We start from the raw sequence: 20080 nt of genomic DNA on the forward strand, positions 1-20080 counted from the left end.
CCTCGAAAATGAAAATCACATTTTCTTCGTGCGATGCACCGCTGCCGCAGCGTTCCTTGTCCTGCGGGACTAGCGTGACAGGTGAGACTCCCGCCGGTGCTTGCACCAAGAGGCTCACCGCACGCCCCGCGGAAAGCGAGCAGCCTGGAACGGAAATCAACAGCTTACAGACTTCTTGGACAGCCCCTTTTTTATAAGGAAAAGCGTCTCTTTTGTCGTTTTTGAACCAAATGAGAGAATAATTGAACGAAAGAAGGAGATAATTGAACCAAAAGGACCAGTTATTGATTCTAACTCAAAATCTAACTAAGTATTCAGACTTCTTCTCAACCATAAAAACCCGAAACATTTATGCCACACGTCATCAAAGCTTACAAACTAACTGTATATCTGGAATTTTTTATAGAAAATAGTCCTATTTTCTAAATTTTCTGTAGTATATTTTTGAAAACGTGGTATACTAAATGTAACAAAATGTTCACAAAACAGACCTAACTTCGTCACAATTGCAAACGCTGTCATCTACTTAAGGAGTTGATTGTAATGGATGTGTATGTTGTATATCTATTCGTGGCCACGGCTACTCCGCTATTCCTATGGCACGATCATAGAAAGCTTGCTTTATGGCAGATTCCGTTTATCGCGATCATGTGGCTCTATGTCGCGCTTTTCTTGGCAGGAGATTTGAATCCGCTGGCTCATCTGCTGTTCAATATCGTGTTTGTAGCCAACGTGGTATTTGCTCATGTTGCAGCTTTCAAAATCTATGCGATCCCGTTTATCCGTCGTGAAAGAGAACGACGTAAAATTTACCGTGAATCTAAATAAGTAATCATAAAAAAGCTCCTTGCAGGAATTCTGCAAGGAGCTTTCTTTGTGCTTCTATAGGAAGATTTAGTGATCCATACCTTCCATGTCTTTATCCATCTTATGGCCATCCATCTCCGTCTTGCCATGATCCATTTCCATTTTATGATGGTCATGCTTAGCATGGCCCGCCCACATAACCCATACAGTACCTGCAACGATAACGATCGCGATGAATGCAGCAAACAAGATGTTTCCTGTCTGGGTTTTGCCGGTAAGCGAGCTGCTCTTTTCGGAGCTCTCTGTCATATGCATGAACATGAGAAGCTGAAGAGCCGCTTGCAAGAACGCAAAGATAAAGATGATAATAAGAATGGTTTGTTTAGAAAAGCCTGTTTTAAATGTTACCCATAGAGCTAATGCAGTAAGAACGATGGACAGGATATAACCAACCACGTGTTTCCAAGGTATGCCGCCATGTTCGTTTGATACAGCTTGATTTTGTGGATTAGCCATTGTGCAACACCATCCCTGTCAAATACACGGCAGTGAAGATAAAGATCCACACAACATCAAGAAAGTGCCAATATAAACTTGAGATAAAGACTTTCGCTGACGTCTGAGGCGTTAATCCTCGTCTTGCCACCTGTATCAAGATTAAGATAATCCATGCAATACCCATTGTTACGTGAAGTCCGTGTGTTCCTACGATAACGAAGAACGCAGACCAGAACGCGCTTGTTCCTAATGCAGCACCTTCATGTACGTAAGTGACGAACTCGTAGATTTCATAGCCCAGGAATCCTGCCCCAAGTGCGAGCGTGATGATCATCCAGACAAATAGTCCTTTTCTGTTGCGTTTGCGCATTTCATGAATCGCAATACCGCATGTAAAACTACTGGTCAACAGCAGGAATGTTTCAATCAATACACCTTTGAGTTCAAAGAGCTCATGTGGTGTAGGTCCATCTCCAGTTCTGTACATCAGAGTGAGATAGGTTGCAAACAACGTAGAGAACAACGCAATTTCCGCCCCAAGGAATATCCAGAAACCGAGAATATTCAAGCGCCCGGTTTCTGATTGATATTCTAAAGGCGTGTTATGATCGTGTACTTCTGCATGTGCCATTGTTCACGCCTCCTTTAAACGGTAATCCGTTCAGTTTCTTTTATTTCTTCAACACTTACATAGTAACCTTCATTTTTATCAAATGAGCGGATGATTAGGGTAATGAATACGCCGATCAATCCGACAATCCCCATCCAGTACCATTCGAACACTAATCCGAAACCTGCAACGAAGAAGCAGGACGCCATAGCAAATGGTACTCCTGAGTTATCAGGCATATGAATCGGTTTAATATCAGCGAGTTTTGGTGTTACATCATGGTTTTCATGTCGCATAGTCTCAACCGGATCCAAACCTTTTACAGTTGGAGTAACCGCAAAGTTATAGTGCGGCGGTACAGCTGACGTTGTTGCCCACTCAAGTGTACGTCCAAGACCCCAAGAGTCACCAGTGTTTTCACGCTCTGAGTAACGGAAGCTGTAGTAGATGTTATAAACAAGGGCAAGGAATCCGATACCCATCACGAACGCTCCTACAGTAGAGACCATATTAAGATCTCCCCAGCCTGATGCTGCGCTGTACGTGTAAACACGGCGAGGCATTCCATCAAGGCCCAGGAAATACTGCGGGAAGAAACATACGTTAAATCCGATCATGAACAACCAGAATACCCATTTACCAATACGTTCATTCAGCTTGTAGCCGAACATTTTCGGATACCAGAATACAAGTCCTGCGAAACACCCAAAGACTGTTCCGGCGATCAATACATAGTGGAAGTGAGATACAAGGAAGTACGTGTTATGGTACTGGTAGTCAGCTGCAGCCATCGCAAGCATGACACCCGTTACTCCACCGACAACAAAGTTTACGATAAATCCTAGTGCCCAAAGCATTGGTGTCGTAAATGAGATCCTACCTTTGTACATCGTAAACAACCAGTTAAAGATCTTAATACCGGTCGGAATACCAATCAGCATGGTACTGATCGAGAATGCAGTGTTAACTGCTGCTCCTGAGCCCATTGTGAAGAAGTGATGGACCCAAACCAGGAAGCTGTATGCTGCGATAAGGACCATCGCCCATACCATCGCTTTGTAACCGAAAAGCACCTTGCGGGCAAATGTACTGATAATCTCTGAGAACAAACCGAATGCAGGAAGGATAACGATGTATACTTCCGGGTGGCCCCAAAGCCAGAACAAGTTCGCCCATAGCATATCCATCCCCGCTCCTTGAAGCGTGAAGAAATGAGCTCCGAATAAACGGTCAAATGTCATAAGTGCAAGCGCTACTGTAAGAATAGGGAACGCGAACACGATGATGACCATAGTAATGAGTGCAGACCAAGTGAACATTGGCATTCTGAACAATGTCATGCCTGGCGCTCGCATTTTTAAAATCGTTACCAGGAAGTTAATACCCGTTAACAGGGTACCAATCCCGGAGATCTGAAGACCGAGCAAGTAGTAGTTCTGCCCTGGTCCAGGACTTAACTCATTGCCGGCAAGCGGCATGTAGCTTGTCCAACCAGCAGATGGTGATCCACCGATAACGAACGAGATGTTAAAGAGCATTGCTCCGATAAAGAACGTCCAGAAACTTACGGCATTCAAATAAGGGAATGCAACGTCACGTGCTCCAATTTGAAGCGGGATAACTACGTTGATCAAACCAATCAAGAACGGCATCGCCATGAAGATGATCATGATCGTACCGTGTGTTGTAAAGATTTCGTTATAGTGCTGGGCATCAAGGAATTTCGCATCCGGTACAGCAAGCTGTGTACGCATTAGCAATGCATCGACACCACCGCGGAATAGCATAAGAACCGCAGAAGCGATGTACATGATTCCTAACTTTTTATGGTCAACGGTAGTGAGCCATTCTTTCCAAAGCCACTGCCATTTTTTAAAATATGTCAGATAAAATAGAAGTCCGATTACTGTTAAACCGATGGAAACGTCCGCACCGTAAATCAGCGGGTCACCGGTAACAAAAAATTCATCCCATTTCATAATTTAGTGCCTCCTCTATTAATGAGAATGAGATTCCCCATGAGAGTCTTGTTCCGGCTTGTTCGCATCTTTCGCTTTTGAACCGTGCGGGTTTTGCGGAACTACTCCTAAGCGTTCACGGGTCTTCACTGCATAGTCTCTATCTTTAGCGTGATCTACCCATTTTAAATGTGTGGATGAGAATGTCATCTTCTTGGCTTCGCCTTGAAGCATTAACTGATCATACTGCTTTTTAGACAACTCAGGCGCCTTGCTCTTCGTATCTTTTGCCCATTTGTCAAAATCAGTCTGTGAAACAGAATTCACATCAAAAATCTGGTGGGTGAATCCTTCACCATTATAGTTTGCATTTCGACCTGCAAATTTGCCTTTATGATCCGCCTGCAGATAAAGCGTTGTTTCCATACCTGGCATCGCGTACTTTTGACCCCCAAGTGCAGGAACCCAGAATGACGACATGGAATCTGCTGAAGTCAGCTTGAATTCCACCGTCCGGTCTTCCGGGATATTAATGTAGTTGACGGTTTCAATGCCTTGCTCCGGATAAGAGAAAATCCATTTCCAGTCAACTGCCGTCGCCGTAATGACGATCGGTTCTTGGTGCGCAGAAGCCTGCGGCGGTTTCTCAAGATCATAAATGGTCTTAATCGTCGGAATAGACAAAGCGATTGTAATAAGAATCGGGATAACCGTCCAGAGTATCTCTAATTTCTTGCTTCCCTCTTGTTCAGGTTCCCAGTTGGACATATCTTTTCTGTTTTCACGGTATTTAACAACAATCACCGTGAGCAGGATATACACTACAAGTAGAATAAGTGCCATGAATCCTATAGAATAAAGAATAAGATCCTTCTGCTGAGCCGCAACAGGTCCTTTCGGATCTAGAACTATATAATTGCTGCAACCGCCCAAGAAAAATACGGACAGCATAAGTCCTAACGCAAAAAACGGTCTTAACCGCTTAAACACTAGGCCCACCTTCCTTCCTGTAAACATATATGTGAGATTTCTCACTGTAAACTTACTAAGTTTGTGCTTTCGTTCACATAATAACAAATTTCCCCCAAAAATAGACCATCTTTTATGAACTGTCATAAGTTCTTCATGTAAATTTCACTAGTTTATCACATATTTATCAAAGAATGTTCATATTTTTGGAATTTACTTCTTGCTCTTCCATTTCACGATTTATCCCTGTACGAAATGAAAAAGCCGCCTGTTCGGCGACTTTTTTACCGTTCTAAATTCTTTATTTCCTTTAAAAGGACAGCTTAAACAAAGTTTAAAGATTAAATTAAAATCATGACAAATGTTTCACATGGAACGTTTATTCTTCATGGTTCGACGTTGTTTTTATCGATTCCGGATGATAGACCATCTTTCCTCCATAATGGCCTGTAATCGAAAGCGTTACTGCTCCTGCAAGAGAGAGAATAAGCACGATCGGCATTAGTGGCGGAATCAGGCGAAAGCGATGGAGCAATTTAAGCAGTATAACTGCCCCAAATATGAAAAGGGTGATGAGCGCATACGTCTCATGCGGTTGAACGCCACTCTCGATGCTGTGCCCTACCTGTTTTCTTAGGAAGTGTTCAGCTCCGTCACCGGAAATGTAGGCTACAATTCCCATAACAAAACCTGAAGAAAACAAGTACAGCGCCATTTGATCAAAAAATGGTTTCTTCCATATCGCAATAATCTGCGCCAAAACTCCAATGATCAGCAGCGCAATCGGAAAATGTACAAGCACAGGATGAAGCGGTGTAGATAACATACTGGTCAGCTCCTTTTAGTATTCGTAAACTAATGATAAAAGTAGAAACTGAATTTTAGCTGAAAAAACGGAAGTTCCTCAAAAGTTTTACGATAAAATAGGCAGCTTCACTGTAAATGCCGTACCTTTTCCCAGCTCGCTTTCAGCCCCAATCGTCCCATGATGAAGGTCTGTTATCACCTTTGCAATGGACAATCCAAGACCCGCACCCCCAGCCTGCCGGGAACGCCCTTTCTCCACCCGGTAAAAACGGTCAAAAAGATAAGGAATTTCTTCTGTTGGAATTCCTGCTCCTTTATCTTCAACCGTAAAGCTCAGGATTCTTCCTTCTTCCTTCTCAACCGTCATGTATATAGAAGACTCTGGATCTGAATATTTGGAGGCATTATCAAGGAGGATATGAAGCAGTTCTTTTATTCTTACCCGGTCAGCCTCTACCAGGATTTTGTCATCAGGCATATTTAAGACAAACAGCCTTTTACCCTCATGCAGCCGCTCATACTGATGGATGACCTTTTCAGCCAGATCTGCAAACGAAAAGGATGCCTTGTTCATCTTAGTTTGCCCTGCATCCTCTTTAGCCAGTGTAAGTAGATTGGCGACAAGCCCGTTCATATGGCGGATCTCATCCTTCAATTCATTCAACGTTTCCTGAGAAAAAGGTGAAAGTTTATCTTTTTCTTCCTGTTCCAAAACCTCAAGAGAGGCAGAAAAAATACTGATAGGCGTTCGAAGTTCATGGGAAGCGTCAGCAATAAACTTTTTTTTTCCTTCAATATTCTGAATGATCGGCTTCATCGCTTTTCTTGCCAGCCGATCTCCCATAATAACGGAAATAATTAATGCGGCCAGCCCGATTAAGGCAAGGGAAAAGAACCAATGCTCAATTTTTTCATGAATGCTGCTAATATTCTTTCCTACAAAAAGCATGGTATTTTTGTCGATGCGAGCACTGGCATAAATGATGTGCATCTCGTCCCTCGAATGCATGCTTAAGCTCTCTAACTGCCCTTCTGAGCGGCAGCACTTCTGACCTCGGACAAATGCGCGAAAAGCTTGGGCTTCCTTGCCTTTTGGCTGTACGGCTGCTCTATGAGGAAACTTTTGCACGGTTTCAGTAAAATACAGCGATCGCGAGGTCTCTTTTCTTTCAAGAGTATCGTCCTGATCCTTGTATTTCGCCAGTTCATAGTGCAGGATGTCCTGAATGTCTTCATTTGCTGTCTCAAACAGCATGCTTTTTACCAATAAATAAAGAACGGCCAAGACGATAAGGAGAGTTACAAAAAACCAGCTGCTGTAGTTCCATGTGAGTTTCTTTCTAAGATGATTCAGCATTATTCTTTCTCCATTCGATACCCGATGCCTCGGACGGTCTGAATGTATTTTTTCTCTCCAGATGGATCCAGCTTTTTCCTCAGCAGTTTAATGAAGGCTTCAAGCGTGTTCATCGTCACATCGCTGTCCGCTCCCCACACATGCTGAAGGATGCTTTCCCTTGTCAGCACCTGATTCTTATGGCGGGCAAACAGGACGAGCAGCTGAAATTCTTTTGGCGTCAGCTGAATTTCTTCATCGCCCCGTTTAAGCATATGGTGCTGTACATCAAGCTGCAGGTCACCGATCATCACCCAGTTATCTTCATATAAAAAACTTCTTCTTCGCCCTAAAGCCGTAATCCGCGCAAAAAGCTCTTTGAATTCAAACGGCTTGGAAAGGTAATCATCGACCCCCGCATCAAATCCTTGAACAAGGTCATCCACTTGATCCCTTGCCGTCAGCATCAGAATGGCCCCCTGATAGCCTTCTTTCCGGAGCTCCCTGCTGACAGAGACACCTTCTTTTTTTGGCAGCATCCAATCGAGGATTATGATATCAAACGGTTCTTCAAGCGCACGATCAAATGCCGTGTCACCATCTTCACACAGAACCAACCTGTACCCTTCGTTTTCCAGCATCCTCATGATTAACCGTGCGAGACGGCGATCGTCTTCAGCCAGTAAAATTTTCATGCGATCCTTCTCCTGTACGGTTGTCAGCGCCTCCGTGGCTTTCTGCTGCTTTTCTGATACTGCTGTCTTGCACCCGCACGGCGGCTCTGCATCTTGTCATTCGTTTCAGAGCGGCTTCCCTCCTTCTTTTTTTTCGGTATTTCCAGCCGCTGTTTTTGTATCTTCTGCTTAATTCCTTTTTCAATCAACTCTAAATAATTGCGGTCTTTTGCCGCAACCATCGTTACGGCAAGCCCTTTGCTGCCGGCTCGTCCCGTTCGTCCGATACGGTGGATATAACTTTCTGTATCTTGAGGAATATCGTAATTGATGACATGGGTCACACCTTCAACATCCAGGCCCCTTGCCGCAACATCTGTAGCGATCAGGTAGCGGATTTCTCCCTGCCGGAAGGCATGCATTACCGCTTCCCGTTTAGCCTGGGTGAGATCGCCATGCAGTTCGTCTGCCTGATATCCCGCTTCCTTCAAAGCTTCATTCAATTTGCTTACCCGACGCTTCGTCCGGCAAAAAATAATAGCAAGATACGGACGGTGCAGCTCCAGAAGCAGCTTCAAGTCATCCTGCTTTGAGCGGTCTGTCGTCTCAATAACCCGTTGTCTGATTTCTTTTAAGGTGATTTGTGTCTTCTTTACCGTAATCTCTGCTGGATCTTTCATATACGTTCCTGCAAGCTTTACAATTTCAGAAGGCATCGTTGCGGAAAAAAGCATCATCTGCCGGTTCTCTTCTGGTGTCTGATCAATAATTTCTTCAACATCCTGCAAAAATCCGATATGAAGCATCTGATCCGCCTCATCTAAAACCAGCATGGAGACGTGTGACAGATCAATGGTTCCTCGTCTTACATGGTCCAGCAAACGCCCTGGTGTGGCGATGACAACCTGCACCTTACCGCCGAGTTTATGCATTTGCTGAATAACATCTTGTCCCCCATAAACGGACAGGACATCAATTCCCATTGAACTGCTCAGCTTTTTTACTTCTTCCGCCACCTGGATAGCAAGTTCTCTTGTCGGCGTCACGATCAGTGCTTGGATAGCTTCATTCTCCTGGTCAATCCGCTGCAGCATCGGTACGGCAAAAGCCATCGTTTTCCCGGTTCCCGTCTGGGATTTTGCAATCACATCTTTTCCTTCTAACAGCAGCGGGATCGTCTGCTCCTGGATCATTGTAGGCTGGGCAATCCCATAGTCAGCTAACGTTTTCCGGAGCAGAGGATTCACCTGTAAAGCTTCAAAACCACCCATAAGCAAGTCTCCTTCCTTTTCTTAAATTACTTGGTTAGAGCAATATTATTAATGCTCTTTCTTGTTGAAACTGATGCTGAGAGCGGCTCTCAAGTCTATTACCCCTATAGTAAGCATGGACCTTTTAAAAAAGAGAGCCGTATTCAGGCTCCCTTTTTTCTTCCTATTAATTTGCTACTTTGTTATTCAGCTTGTCGTTCAGCTTCAACAGCATATCTGCTGTCATTTTATCCAAGTCATAGTCCGCTTTAAAGCCCCATTCCGCTATAGCTGCTGAAGAATCGATGACATTCGGCCAGCTATCGGCAATCGCCTGTCGAACAGGGTCTACATCATAATCCATCGTAAAGGATGGCATCTGCTTTTTGATGGCAGCAGCGATTTGTTCCGGCTCAAAGCTCATCGCAGAAACGTTAAATGAGTTTCGGTGAACCAGTTTCGCCGGATCAGCTTCCATCAAGTTAATAATTGCATTTAACGCATCAGGCATATACATCATATCCATGTATGTGCCCGCATCAATAAATGAAGTATATCTTCCTTTTCGGACCGCTTCGTAATAAATTTCAACCGCATAGTCCGTTGTGCCGCCTCCAGGAGGTGCCACATAGGAGATCAATCCAGGGAAACGCAGTCCGCGGGTATCTACGCCAAATTTGTGATAGTAATAATCACAAAGAAGCTCGCCGGACACTTTGTTTACTCCATACATCGTTGTCGGACGCTGGATCGTGTCCTGCGGAGTCTGGTCTTTCGGTGTAGAAGGACCGAATGCTCCGATTGAACTTGGTGTGAAGAATTGGCAGTTCAATTCTCTCGCAACCTCAAGGGCATTCACCAGACCTCCCATGTTCAAGTTCCAAGCAAGCAGTGGCTTCGCTTCTGCAGTTGCAGAAAGAAGAGCAGCAAGGTGGACCACCGTATCCGCATTGTATTTTTTAGCGATGCCGGCCATCGCCTGTGCATCGGTTACATCAAGAATCTCGAACGGTCCGGATTGAACGACCGGGCTGTCTGTCTTACGGATATCTGTCGCAATAACATTATCCGCGCCATATATATCACGGGCTTTCATGACCAGCTCTGAACCGATCTGCCCGAGTGCTCCAGTAATCAATATCTTCTTCATGTTACATCCTCCGAATCTATACCGGTTCCTGTATTAAGAGATGATTCCCATTTCCTTGCCGACTTTTTCGTAGATGGCAAGTGCCTGATCAAGCATTTCCTTCGTATGGGCAGCTGTTGGCATGTTTCTTACACGGCCAGTGCCTCTTGGTACGGTTGGGAAGACGATGGATTTTGCATAAACGCCTTCTTCATTCAGCTTTTTGCTGAACTCCTGAGTTTTTACTTCATCCCCTACAATAACAGGTGTGATTGGTGTTTCACTGTTTCCGATATCATAGCCCAGCTTCTCAAGGCCTTGTTTCAAATACTTGCTGTTGTCCCACAGTTTTTCTTGCAGCTCTGTGCTTGATGTTAAAATTTCAATGGCTTTTGTACAAGCTGCTACATCTCCTGGAGTCAGTGAAGTAGAGAACAAGAATGGACGGCTTCTTACTTTCAGCCAGTCGATCAAGTCTTTTTTACCGGCTACATAACCGCCGACAACACCGATTGCTTTAGAGAGCGTACCGATTTGGAAATCCACTTTATCGGATAATCCGAAATGCTTCACGGTTCCTGCGCCGTTGCCGAGTACGCCAGATCCATGTGCATCGTCTACATAAGTGATAAGATCAAACTCTTCCGCAATTTCAACGATCTCTGGAAGCTTGGCAACGTCTCCGTCCATGGAGAACACACCGTCCGTGATGACCATGATCTTGTTGTAAAGTCCAGATTCCTTTGCTTCCTTCGCTTTTGTACGAAGGTCTTCCATGTCAGAGTGGTTGACACGGATAATTTTTGCTCTGGAAAGTCTGCAGCCGTCAATGATGGACGCATGGTTCAGTTCATCTGATAGAATCGCGTCATTTTTATCCATGACTGCTGAGATGGCAGCCATATTGCAGTTAAAACCGGATTGGTAAGCAATCGCTGCTTCTGTATGTTTGAACTCTGCTAATTTTTCTTCAAGTTTTACATGGAGTTCAAGCGTTCCATTAATGGTACGCACAGCCCCCGCACCAACACCATATTCGTCAATTGCCTGTTTGGCAGCTTGCTTAAGACGCTCATCTGTTGCTAAACCAAGATAATTGTTTGAAGAAAGGTTGATCAGTTCTTTACCATTCACTTTGATCTTCGGACCGTTCGCGCTTTGCAGCGGATCAATCACGTTATAAAGCCCTTTTTCTTTTAAATCACCTAAATTTTCTTGCAGGAAGCGATCCAATACATTACTTGACATACATACTCTCCTTTCAAATTTTAAAAATGTTATGTGAGTCTGAACAAATGTACACGTGAGAAAAACACAAAAATTCAGAAATAATTCAATGTTATTAAGTATCTATCACTAAAAAATATTTTATCACATTTTAAGTTTGTTTACATCATATGGACAAAATTCATACTTCTCTGTCTAGTATTTCTTTCCCGTTTCGGAAGTATTTCATTCTAAAATAAAGGCTGTTTCTTTGTAGCTCTTGGGAGTGGTTGATTTCCGTTTCGGGATGCTCGCTTTCCGCGGGGCGTGCGCTGAGCCTTACCGGCGCCAGCGCCTACTTTCTCGGCGCATCCGCCTGCGGGTCTCACCTGTCCCGCTGCTCCCGCAGGAGTCTCGCACCTTGCACTCCAATCAACTTGTCAATGAAGCTCGTTTACAAAAAGGTCCCCAAAGCAACAATCTTTAAAAAAAGAGCCAAAATAAAAAAAACCGCCCAACATGGAGCGGCCAGCGGATACGAAATAATAAAACTCATTGAACAAGTGAATGCTTAAACGCATAGATGACGGCTTGGGTCCTGTCCTGTACATCGAGCTTGTTTAAAATGTTGCTCACATGTACTTTAACGGTCTTTTGTGCGATGAATAACTGGTCTGCAATTTCCTGATTGGATTTTCCTTCTGTCATTAAGAGGAGTACCTCAAGCTCACGGCTCGTGAGCTCTTCATGTGGCTGTTGATGATTTTTTTGGCGCATACGGTTCATCATCTTGCCTGTAACTTCGGGTTCCAAGACAGACTGGCCGTGATAAGTGGCTCTTACCGCTTCGGCGATCTCACTCGCTTTTGAGGTCTTAAGCATATAGCTTACCGCTCCTGCTTCTATCGCCGGGTAAACTTTTTCATCATCCAAGAAGCTGGTCACAATGATAATCTTCGCTTCCGGCCATTGCTCAATGATTTTTTTCGTCGCTTCAATCCCGTCCATCTCATTCATGACCAAGTCCATTAAAATGACATCAGGGCGCAGCTCCAGTGCCAGTTCAACGGCTTTCTTCCCATTCTCGGCCTCACCAACCACCGTAAGATCTGACTGGGCAGAAAGATAGGATGAAACACCGATTCTTACCATTTCATGATCGTCCGCAAACAATACTTTAATCATTTTTATCATCCTCCACCGAAATCACTGGTACTTTTACTTCCAGCCGCGTCCCTTTGTCGGGCAGACTTACCACTTTCATCGTGCCGCCGATTTCCAGCGCTCGTTCCTGCATGTTTTGAAGCCCGTAGGATCCGGCTTTATCCTCGTCCATAGCAAAGCCGACACCATTATCAGCTACGCGAAGAATGATTAATTCTTCCCGTTCGATCAGCAGAATTTCAAGAGAGGTAGCTTTGGCATGCCTCAGGGTGTTTGAGACGGATTCCTGCAGAATCCTGAACAGGTGGTCCTCAACTCCCTTGTCGAGCGGCATTTCTTCTATTTTTGCATGAATCTCAATCGGCACTTTTTGAACGAGCTCCGCTAACAGTTCTTTAATTCCTTCCTGCAAGGACTTTCCTTTTAGAGCTGCAGGACGGAGGTGAAGCAGCAGCGCTCTCATCTCAAGCTGCGACTGGTGAATCATTTGTTCCACCAGTTTCAGCTGCCTGTTTTCAGGAGCTTCTTCAGCTTCCCTTGACTCATTGATGGCTGACATCAGCATGGAGGCGGCAAAAAGCTGCTGGCTCACAGAATCATGCAGCTCACGTGCTAAACGATGCCGTTCTCTCGAGATCATCTCTTGAATGATTTTCTCTTGATCTTCTGCTTTTTCGTTCGCCAGCTTTTGTGAGGCCCTGGCCTGATCCGTAACCTGGCGCTGTACACTTTTCATTCTTTTCCACAGGGCATCCATCTCTGTTCCCTGTGCTTGTAAAGGAGGATAGATGGACCTGCCGTTCTCCATCTCACGCAGGCCTTCTTCCACTTGTTTGAGCTGTCTGCGGACAGCAAACCCATGCAGCAAACCAAAAAACACACCAAGAACCAAACTGGCAGCCGGCACAACCAGTATAAATGGCAGGCCGAACAGCTGCCGTTCCCATAGTGTAGCCAGGTCTGGGAAAGGGTTCACCATGAACACAGCAATGAAAACCAGAATAGCGGTCAATAGAGATACGGCGATGGATAGGAGGACACTTCGCAGCACAATACTCATGTCCGCTTCACCTCTAGATCCCCGACCACCATGGATGTAACGATCTTAATTCTTTGCTGGGCCTCCTGGTAGTTCTCTGTTTGAAAATGAAAAAGCTGATTGAATATTTTCGATTCATGAAGCTGAAAAATTGTTGTGCTTCCAGCCAGCACAGAATGATGAACACTAACCGCCGCTTCATACGGCACAAGAATTTTAATGTTTCCAGCAAGATTCCGTATGGCAATGACTGATTCGCCATCCGGCAAAACGGTGTTGCTCAAATCGATGACACTGTCCCCGATCCCGCACTGGATGTTAATGTCACTCCATTCATACACATGGTCAGGGGTCTGCTGCCGGCCGTACAGTATATTTTTAAACAGCGGCTGTTTCGTAAAAAGTGACTCGGACAGCCGGGAATCCTCTTCGTTTTGGATGACCGGCTCAATGACTGACGGTTTTTTTTTAGATTGATAGAACTGGATGACCAGATAAACAAGGACCGCAATCATGACAAACTTAAAGGCCATCATGTTCAGCAGGGTGATGATCAATCCAAACCATCCGCCCCAATACAGCACTTTCCCGATTGTCCGAGGCATTTTTTTTCTTCCGATATAGATGCAGCCAGCCATGAGGGCAAAAATAAAAATCAATTCCCCTCCGCGAAATGAAAGTTCAAGAATAAGAAGCAGTACACCAATCAAAAGAAGCCAGCTGATCAAATCTGTTTTTTTTCCGTTAAACATGGTGCACCCCCTCTATCTCTCTCGTTTTTCCTCTTTATTTGTTAATGGTACACTTCCTAAAAGGCGCAGTACCCTACGCCTTTTAGAATACCATTTTTAAATTATGAAATCGTAGTTTTTTCTTCTTTTTTCCATTGTTTTTCAAGCTGTGCAAACCGCTCATCGATCGTATTGAAGTGATAATCCGTATTCACCTGATGCTCCAGCCGCTCTAGATAGCGTTCCATTTCGTCGAATCTCAGGCCTGGCTTCGAACCTGCTCCGGCATCCAGAACTTTATTCATTCCTCGATGGGCTCGGGCGATGTTTTCGCGACCCATCAGCTCCATTCGCTTCACATACATATCTTTCAGCTTATGCTTCATCTGTTCAAACTTTTGCTCCAGCGCTTCCAGTTCGCGCTTCGCCTCTAATTTAGCATCATTCAGGCGGGCTGCACGCTCATCATACCGCTGCTGTTCGTTGACTGCGAACTCATGCAGATCGCTTTCTCCAGCCTGAAGAGCTAAATCCGCCTGCTTCTTTCGTTTTTCAGCATGTGACTTTGCTTCTCTGTACTCTTTTGTAAATTCTTCAGTAAGTATAAATTGACGTTCGACCAGTTTTCGCACACGGTCCGTTTCTTGTTCACATTGACGCAAATATTGGTTCAGCAGTGAGATCGGATTCTTCTGCTCCTTCTGATCGAGCATCTCGTGAAAATCAGCTGCTATGGAATTTTTGATTCTTGTAAAAAGTGTACTCATGTTCATTCTCTCCTTTTATTAATTTCTTTTCAGTTCCGCCCATTGGTTTTCAAAGTTTACGAATGGATCATCCTCTGATACTCTTTCGCTTTTCTTGCCGTTCAAGCTTTTATACACCAGATACAGGACATAGAGGGCAAGGACGCCTAAAAAGGCCGGCACATTGGAGATGGCTGCACATGCCGCAATCACTCCGACTGCTCCCCACAATACTTTCTTCGATGTTGTTTCTGCCTTCATAAAGCCCTTAACAGCAAAATATAAAATCACCAATCCGATCGCGAGTCCGATCATTGGACCAAGGTTGGCCAGCAGGGTGATCGCTGCAATTCCTCCGAGTACAAACAAACCAAATTTCTTCATTTGTTGTTTCCTCCTTTCATATCTATAGCTTACCTGCGTTCCGGGTTTTCTATAATGTACCCCGGCTATATTTTCAGGTACGACTTGAGGCGTATTTTCATAGAATCCATAGGCTTATAAATAAAAGGAGGGGGGTTAATTAGGCTGTTTTCGTAACCGTTGCTGCTCTTGAGTGTGGCTAATTTCCGTTTCAGGCTGCTCGCTTTCCGCGGGGGCGTGCGGTGAGCCTTACCAGCGCCAGCGCCTACTTTCTCGGCGCAGGAGCCTGCCTAGTCTCACCTGTCACGCTAGTCCCGCAGGACAAGGAAGGCTTCGGCAGCGTTATATCGCACGAAGAAAATGTGAAATTCATTTTCGAGGAGTCTCGCACCTTACACTCCAATCAACTTGTCAATGAAGATTCTTTACAAAAATGTTCCCAAAGCAACAATTTTTAGAAAAGAGTCTTTAAAAAAAACCGGCTCGAGAGTAATCCTCTCAAACCGGCTTTCTTGACTAACCTATTATCTTTTACGTCCAGGATTCGATGTCATCCTCATCGATCTCTTCTTCGTCGATCACATCTTCATACTCCGGAGAATGCTTCGGCTCTTCCTGATAGCCGTGTCCATGCAGTCCTGCCGCAACCTCGTTCGAGAATCCGCGGTCTGCGGGGACATGCTGCTGCAGATTACGGACTCCGTTCGCTTTGATCTCATTCTCGACCAAAAAACGGATCGAGTCCATCAAGTTCGTTTGCGAGTTGATCCAGTCAATAATGGCGGGGGCTTCATTCTTCTTCGTCTTTAACGAAATATTGTCGCCTGGCTTTTTTTGTTTCTTCATCTTTACACCCCCTTACCATTTAAATTAGAGACTTATACCGGCTGTTTCGCACGATCCTTGATCGCACCGTAAATTTTTCCGCGTACGAATGCATCCAGTCCATTTGCATTCATTGTCACTGCATATTTTGCAGGAATGTAAAGAAGCTGAATTTCACGCTCATCACAAAGTTCCTTAAGCATTGGAGAAAGAATCGGATTCATCAAGATGCTTCCGCCTCCATAAACGCAGATCAAATCGATTTCGTTTCTCGCTTTAGTAAGCTGCTTGCGGATGTTGTTGATGATTTGGCGAGCTTGTCCCTCAAGCGGTCTTTTTAATGTTTTCATCGCACGCGCATGATATTTATGGTTCGGGTTCTTGATCACGTCACTGAAAAATTGACGCGGGCTGTCGGGAAGGTGGATCAAACGGTTGAACTCACTGAGTGCTTCCTCGATCGCATACCCTGCACCATGGTTGGTGCCATGCACGAACTGGCGCAAAAATTTGTTTCCTTCTGTGATCGGATACTCTGTAGAACCATCACCGATATCTGTGTGAAGGATTTTTTTGTTTTTAAAGAAGCTGCCGTTGAAGTTCTTCGGCATATCGTACGCTTCAATAAATTGGTCAAAAATATCGCCTTTTCTCCAGTTGCCGTCTTCATCTTTTTGAAGAGAGAAGGTTACTGGTGTAGCTTCCGGAATAACTTTTACAAACTCAAATTCTACTTTAACTGTAACGCGCTGCTTTCCAACATGAACCGTCACATGGTGAGGGCCGTTCATGAAACGCTTCTCAAATTTAGCTGCTGATTCATCAGAGTGCTGTGTGATCGGCAGCGCAGTCGCCATATCAACCGTTACATCAATGGATGCAGGAAGCTTTTTCTCTTCTGCAAATCCTTTTTGTACCGCTACTGCTGCGATTTGAGCGAGTGTGTTGACGATTGGCAGGTCAATCTCGTACTTGTAATCTACGCCGACCTGAATGTTTTCGATCAGCTCACCGCTTTCAAGCGCGAACTTTCCTACATAATACATACCCGCACGTGCTGCCGGGGAATCAATCGTTACGATTAAGTTCTCCTGAAGGTTGCGTACAATCGTTTCAGGGGCCTGTTCTTCACTCCATGGCAGCTGGTCCACGGCACAGTTTACGTTCGGCTGCTGAAACAAACGGCCATCGATATAAATGTCATGCTCACTGTTTCCGTTATCGTTACCTACTAAAAATTGAAATTGCATAGTATCTATTCCTCCTATTATTTTATCTAAAACTACCTGGTGACACAAGGTGTTACTCAGCCATATACTGCTTTATGTATCGATATTTCCTGAAAAATAGAGGCACTGGAATATAGATGGCTGAAGTTCTACTATATAGAACTTCGAACGTTTTGGATAGATTCCGACACTCTTATGCTTAATAATATTTGACAATTTTAGAATAACACCTCTATTTTTTAAGAATTTCTCCAGACTGAACCTTCTGAATCTTTCCTGCAGCCCCTTGGGCGTTCATATCGTAAGCTATATCGCCCTGCGCTACGGCATTGTCCAGCTTATCCGGCCAAGAAGGAACGATGTGTGGGACTCATCCCTTCGTTTACATGTTTGCGGTTGTATCGGGTGCCGATCTGCGGTGTTTTTTTCATGTTAATGCTAAAAAATGATAAAAGCAGCCTCGAATTTGAGTATTGCTCTCTTGTTTGATTGATGCAGCCTCTTTCTTCTGTTTTGATGGACAATTGATGCCTGTCATTCATCCATGTAAAAAGTGTCTAAATCATTCCCAGGAGGATGATCCAAACTTTTATTATCGAACCGGATAAGCTCGACTAATTAAGACCGATTTTGACACAATCATTTTTCAAGGCACGCTAGCTAAAAGTATAAATTCTGCTCTTCCCGCCCATAGTAAAGACGAAAAGGAGGGATCGTACGATGAACAAACAGCGTGCACAAGAGATTGCCTCATCCCCGGTAATGGCAAACGTTACATGTGATGGTGTACCAATTTACATCCAGCATGTTGACGAGCAAGGAGAAACGGCCAGAATCTACCCGCTCGGACAGCCGGAAAATGAAAAGCAGGTTTCTCTCAGCAGTTTAATGGAACAGTAAATGCCCCTTTTACAGGGGTATTTTCTTTGTTTGGAAGAAGAATGATTAAGCTTGGAATAAGAGCGGGAATAGTACATAATGTTGAAAATAACAGCTGATTATTCTGAGGTGATCCCGAAATGCTTCATTTAGATAAAAATCATAACCCGCAAGAAAACAAAGAACTCATTGCTTCTTTTTCTGAGAATAAAGAAGATCTAAAAAGCCTGTTGAACCAGACAGACAACCTATTTCAGGAACTGAATCCTCTGCCAGAACCAACTCATTCTCCATCCTTTTCTTTTAAAAACCTGCTGCATGGTCTTCCGAAGATCTTGCTTTCCACAGCATGGCATAAAAACAAAGAACCGCTCCCGCAAATTGTAACAGATCAAGAGGGAGGCATCTATCCCGACTGGAAAAAGAAGCTCGATCAGGCATTTATTCAGCTGCAAAGGGAGATCGAACAAGAGAAAAATGTCCGGGATTACGGTGCAGCTGGCGACGGTATCACCGATGACACAGAAGCGTTCAAAAAAGCCATAGGAAACGGCAATGTAAAAGTTGTTGTTCCCGCAGGTGTATATGTCACTCGGGGAATCCGGCTCCCTTCCTATACAATGCTGATCGGTGCGGGTAAGGGAGCGACCACCATCAAGCTTCATGATAAGGCGCCCAGGAGCCGTCAGCTGTTGACCAACTCCAGCCACTGGAAAGGCAACCATCATATTTATGTCCAGGGGATGAGCCTGGACTGGAATGTGGAACGTTTGGATCCGAACAAAAAGACAGCTTCAGGCAATAACCAGTCTAGCTGCCTCACGTTTGCTCATGTATCATTTGGATGGGTAAAAGAGGTGGAAGGCATCAATCCCGGTCTGCATTGTTTTGATGTATCATCTGCCGTGTATACCTATTTCGGAGATGCTACACGGGCCCGCAGGAGTAGCCGCTATATTTGGCTCGATCAGCTGAACGGCTATGGTTTTGGTGATGATGGGATCACAACTCATCACAGCGATAATATCCTCATTTCCAATTGCCATTTGTGTGACCCAAGCGGAAGAGCCCACAAAGAAGGATTCTCGAACTCCAACGGGATTGAAGTGGACGATGGCTCTCGAAATGTCATGCTTCTTAACAATTCGACCACACGATGCTTCGGCGGAGTGGAGATCAAGGCACACCATAATTCTGCAGCCGCGAGCAACACACAGATCATCGGGCATATCTCGATTAACGACAACCGTTCTTATAATTTCCGCCATATCGGCCACCACGTTGAAACGGATACTGAATCGAAGACGGCGTTTAATATTAAAGCCAGCCATATCGTGGCGGTTGCTCCAATTCGGACTCCTTTATACAGGGACTCAACACCCCGGGCAATGGTGATCTCTGCTTACAAAAACGTGGCCATCAACCATTTTACCGTCATCGGAGATTCTGAATATGATTACCGGGGAGAGCCGGTCATTGCGGTCCAGTACCGATCAAGGAACATTATCCTTCATCATCTGAACATCCGGGATTTTAAAACGGCAGGGGCCGATATTAAAGTATTTGGCGGTCCTCATGGGGCAGACTCGGTAGAAATTCGAAAGGTGAAAATACAAAACTCTGCCCCAACTGCCGTTTACATCGGATCTAATATACAGTCCATTAGAATCGGTGATGTTCAAGCTGTTTGCGAAAAGGGAAACAAGGGTCTCGTCGTTGATCATTCCAACGCAAAAATTGAAGATTTCCACTCACTCGGCTACAAAACTCCCATTTCAATCGTTAATACGTAGCAGGCTTTATAGGAATAATGGGACAAGTTCCTCAGACTTGTAACCGTTTCTTAACATTTTTCCAATA

The 20080-nt window shown here is 44.6% G+C and carries 20 protein-coding genes; 3 read left to right on the forward strand and 17 right to left on the reverse strand.

The genetic code is table 11. The annotated features are described in order from the left end of the window. Window positions 1–543 precede the first annotated feature (543 nt). Window positions 544–828: a spore morphogenesis/germination protein YwcE gene (locus tag P4361_RS08570; RefSeq protein WP_053356371.1), complete on the forward strand. Its 285-nt coding sequence runs from the start codon at window positions 544–546 to the stop codon at window positions 826–828. 66 nt (window positions 829–894) lie between these two features. Here the strand turns inward: P4361_RS08570 and qoxD are convergent, their stop codons facing one another. The 17 genes from qoxD to P4361_RS08655 all read right to left on the reverse strand — a co-directional run bounded on the left by qoxD (window position 895) and on the right by P4361_RS08655 (window position 17362). Further along, window positions 895–1323 carry a cytochrome aa3 quinol oxidase subunit IV gene (qoxD, locus tag P4361_RS08575; protein WP_082316082.1) on the reverse strand — a complete coding sequence of 143 codons (429 nt, stop codon included), beginning with the start codon at window positions 1321–1323 and terminating at the stop codon, window positions 895–897. Beyond that, the gene (gene qoxC, locus P4361_RS08580; protein WP_328089040.1) at window positions 1316–1936 is read right to left on the reverse strand and encodes a cytochrome aa3 quinol oxidase subunit III; all 621 of its coding nucleotides are present in this window, start codon (window positions 1934–1936) and stop codon (window positions 1316–1318) included. Before qoxC ends, qoxD begins: the two co-directional genes overlap by 8 nt. Before the next feature lie 14 nt (window positions 1937–1950). Continuing rightward, window positions 1951–3894, reverse strand: coding sequence for a cytochrome aa3 quinol oxidase subunit I (qoxB, locus tag P4361_RS08585; protein WP_265409042.1), 1944 nt, complete (start codon window positions 3892–3894; stop codon window positions 1951–1953). 18 nt (window positions 3895–3912) lie between these two features. Continuing rightward, complete coding sequence (gene qoxA / locus P4361_RS08590) at window positions 3913–4863, reverse strand: cytochrome aa3 quinol oxidase subunit II (protein ID WP_062238149.1); 951 nt, start codon at window positions 4861–4863, stop codon at window positions 3913–3915. Window positions 4864–5221: 358 nt separating this feature from the next. Next, window positions 5222–5668: a DUF2231 domain-containing protein gene (locus P4361_RS08595; RefSeq protein WP_062238147.1), complete on the reverse strand. Its 447-nt coding sequence runs from the start codon at window positions 5666–5668 to the stop codon at window positions 5222–5224. 87 nt (window positions 5669–5755) lie between these two features. Next, window positions 5756–7006, reverse strand: coding sequence for a HAMP domain-containing sensor histidine kinase (locus P4361_RS08600; protein ID WP_328089042.1), 1251 nt, complete (start codon window positions 7004–7006; stop codon window positions 5756–5758). Then, window positions 7006–7680, reverse strand: a complete 675-nt coding sequence (locus P4361_RS08605; protein WP_053356365.1) for a response regulator transcription factor — start codon at window positions 7678–7680, stop codon at window positions 7006–7008. The genes P4361_RS08600 and P4361_RS08605 overlap by 1 nt, the downstream gene beginning before the upstream one ends. Before the next feature lie 23 nt (window positions 7681–7703). Further along, window positions 7704–8930: a DEAD/DEAH box helicase gene (locus P4361_RS08610; RefSeq protein ID WP_328089043.1), complete on the reverse strand. Its 1227-nt coding sequence runs from the start codon at window positions 8928–8930 to the stop codon at window positions 7704–7706. 166 nt (window positions 8931–9096) lie between these two features. Further along, complete coding sequence (locus P4361_RS08615; protein ID WP_328089044.1) at window positions 9097–10059, reverse strand: L-threonine 3-dehydrogenase; 963 nt, start codon at window positions 10057–10059, stop codon at window positions 9097–9099. A gap of 33 nt (window positions 10060–10092) precedes the next feature. Then, window positions 10093–11286, reverse strand: coding sequence for a glycine C-acetyltransferase (locus tag P4361_RS08620; protein ID WP_062238139.1), 1194 nt, complete (start codon window positions 11284–11286; stop codon window positions 10093–10095). Between the two features lie 510 nt (window positions 11287–11796). Beyond that, window positions 11797–12429: a response regulator transcription factor gene (locus tag P4361_RS08625; RefSeq protein ID WP_053356361.1), complete on the reverse strand. Its 633-nt coding sequence runs from the start codon at window positions 12427–12429 to the stop codon at window positions 11797–11799. Further along, entirely contained in the window at window positions 12422–13468 is a 1047-nt protein-coding gene (locus tag P4361_RS08630; RefSeq protein ID WP_328089045.1) for a sensor histidine kinase, read from the reverse strand. The genes P4361_RS08625 and P4361_RS08630 overlap by 8 nt, the downstream gene beginning before the upstream one ends. Next, entirely contained in the window at window positions 13465–14199 is a 735-nt protein-coding gene (gene liaF, locus P4361_RS08635) for a cell wall-active antibiotics response protein LiaF (protein ID WP_328089046.1), read from the reverse strand. The genes P4361_RS08630 and liaF overlap by 4 nt, the downstream gene beginning before the upstream one ends. Before the next feature lie 101 nt (window positions 14200–14300). Then, on the reverse strand, window positions 14301–14945 hold the full coding sequence (locus P4361_RS08640) for a PspA/IM30 family protein (RefSeq protein ID WP_062238130.1): 645 nt from the start codon (window positions 14943–14945) through the stop codon (window positions 14301–14303). Window positions 14946–14963: 18 nt separating this feature from the next. Continuing rightward, entirely contained in the window at window positions 14964–15308 is a 345-nt protein-coding gene (locus tag P4361_RS08645; protein WP_328089047.1) for a flagellar basal body rod protein, read from the reverse strand. A gap of 510 nt (window positions 15309–15818) precedes the next feature. Beyond that, entirely contained in the window at window positions 15819–16133 is a 315-nt protein-coding gene (locus tag P4361_RS08650; protein WP_062238126.1) for a hypothetical protein, read from the reverse strand. 32 nt (window positions 16134–16165) lie between these two features. Further along, the gene (locus P4361_RS08655) at window positions 16166–17362 is read right to left on the reverse strand and encodes a ParM/StbA family protein (protein WP_062238125.1); all 1197 of its coding nucleotides are present in this window, start codon (window positions 17360–17362) and stop codon (window positions 16166–16168) included. A 699-nt stretch (window positions 17363–18061) separates the two neighbouring features. On the opposite strand from P4361_RS08655, the gene P4361_RS08660 reads away from it, so the two are divergent. Continuing rightward, the gene (locus P4361_RS08660) at window positions 18062–18241 is read left to right on the forward strand and encodes a small acid-soluble spore protein H (protein WP_062238123.1); all 180 of its coding nucleotides are present in this window, start codon (window positions 18062–18064) and stop codon (window positions 18239–18241) included. Between the two features lie 119 nt (window positions 18242–18360). Then, window positions 18361–20013, forward strand: a complete 1653-nt coding sequence (locus tag P4361_RS08665) for a glycosyl hydrolase family 28-related protein (protein ID WP_328089050.1) — start codon at window positions 18361–18363, stop codon at window positions 20011–20013. Window positions 20014–20080: the final 67 nt, after the last annotated feature.

Source organism: Fictibacillus sp. B-59209, from assembly GCF_036216745.1.
Classification (GTDB): domain Bacteria; phylum Bacillota; class Bacilli; order Bacillales; family Fictibacillaceae; genus Fictibacillus_C; species Fictibacillus_C marinisediminis.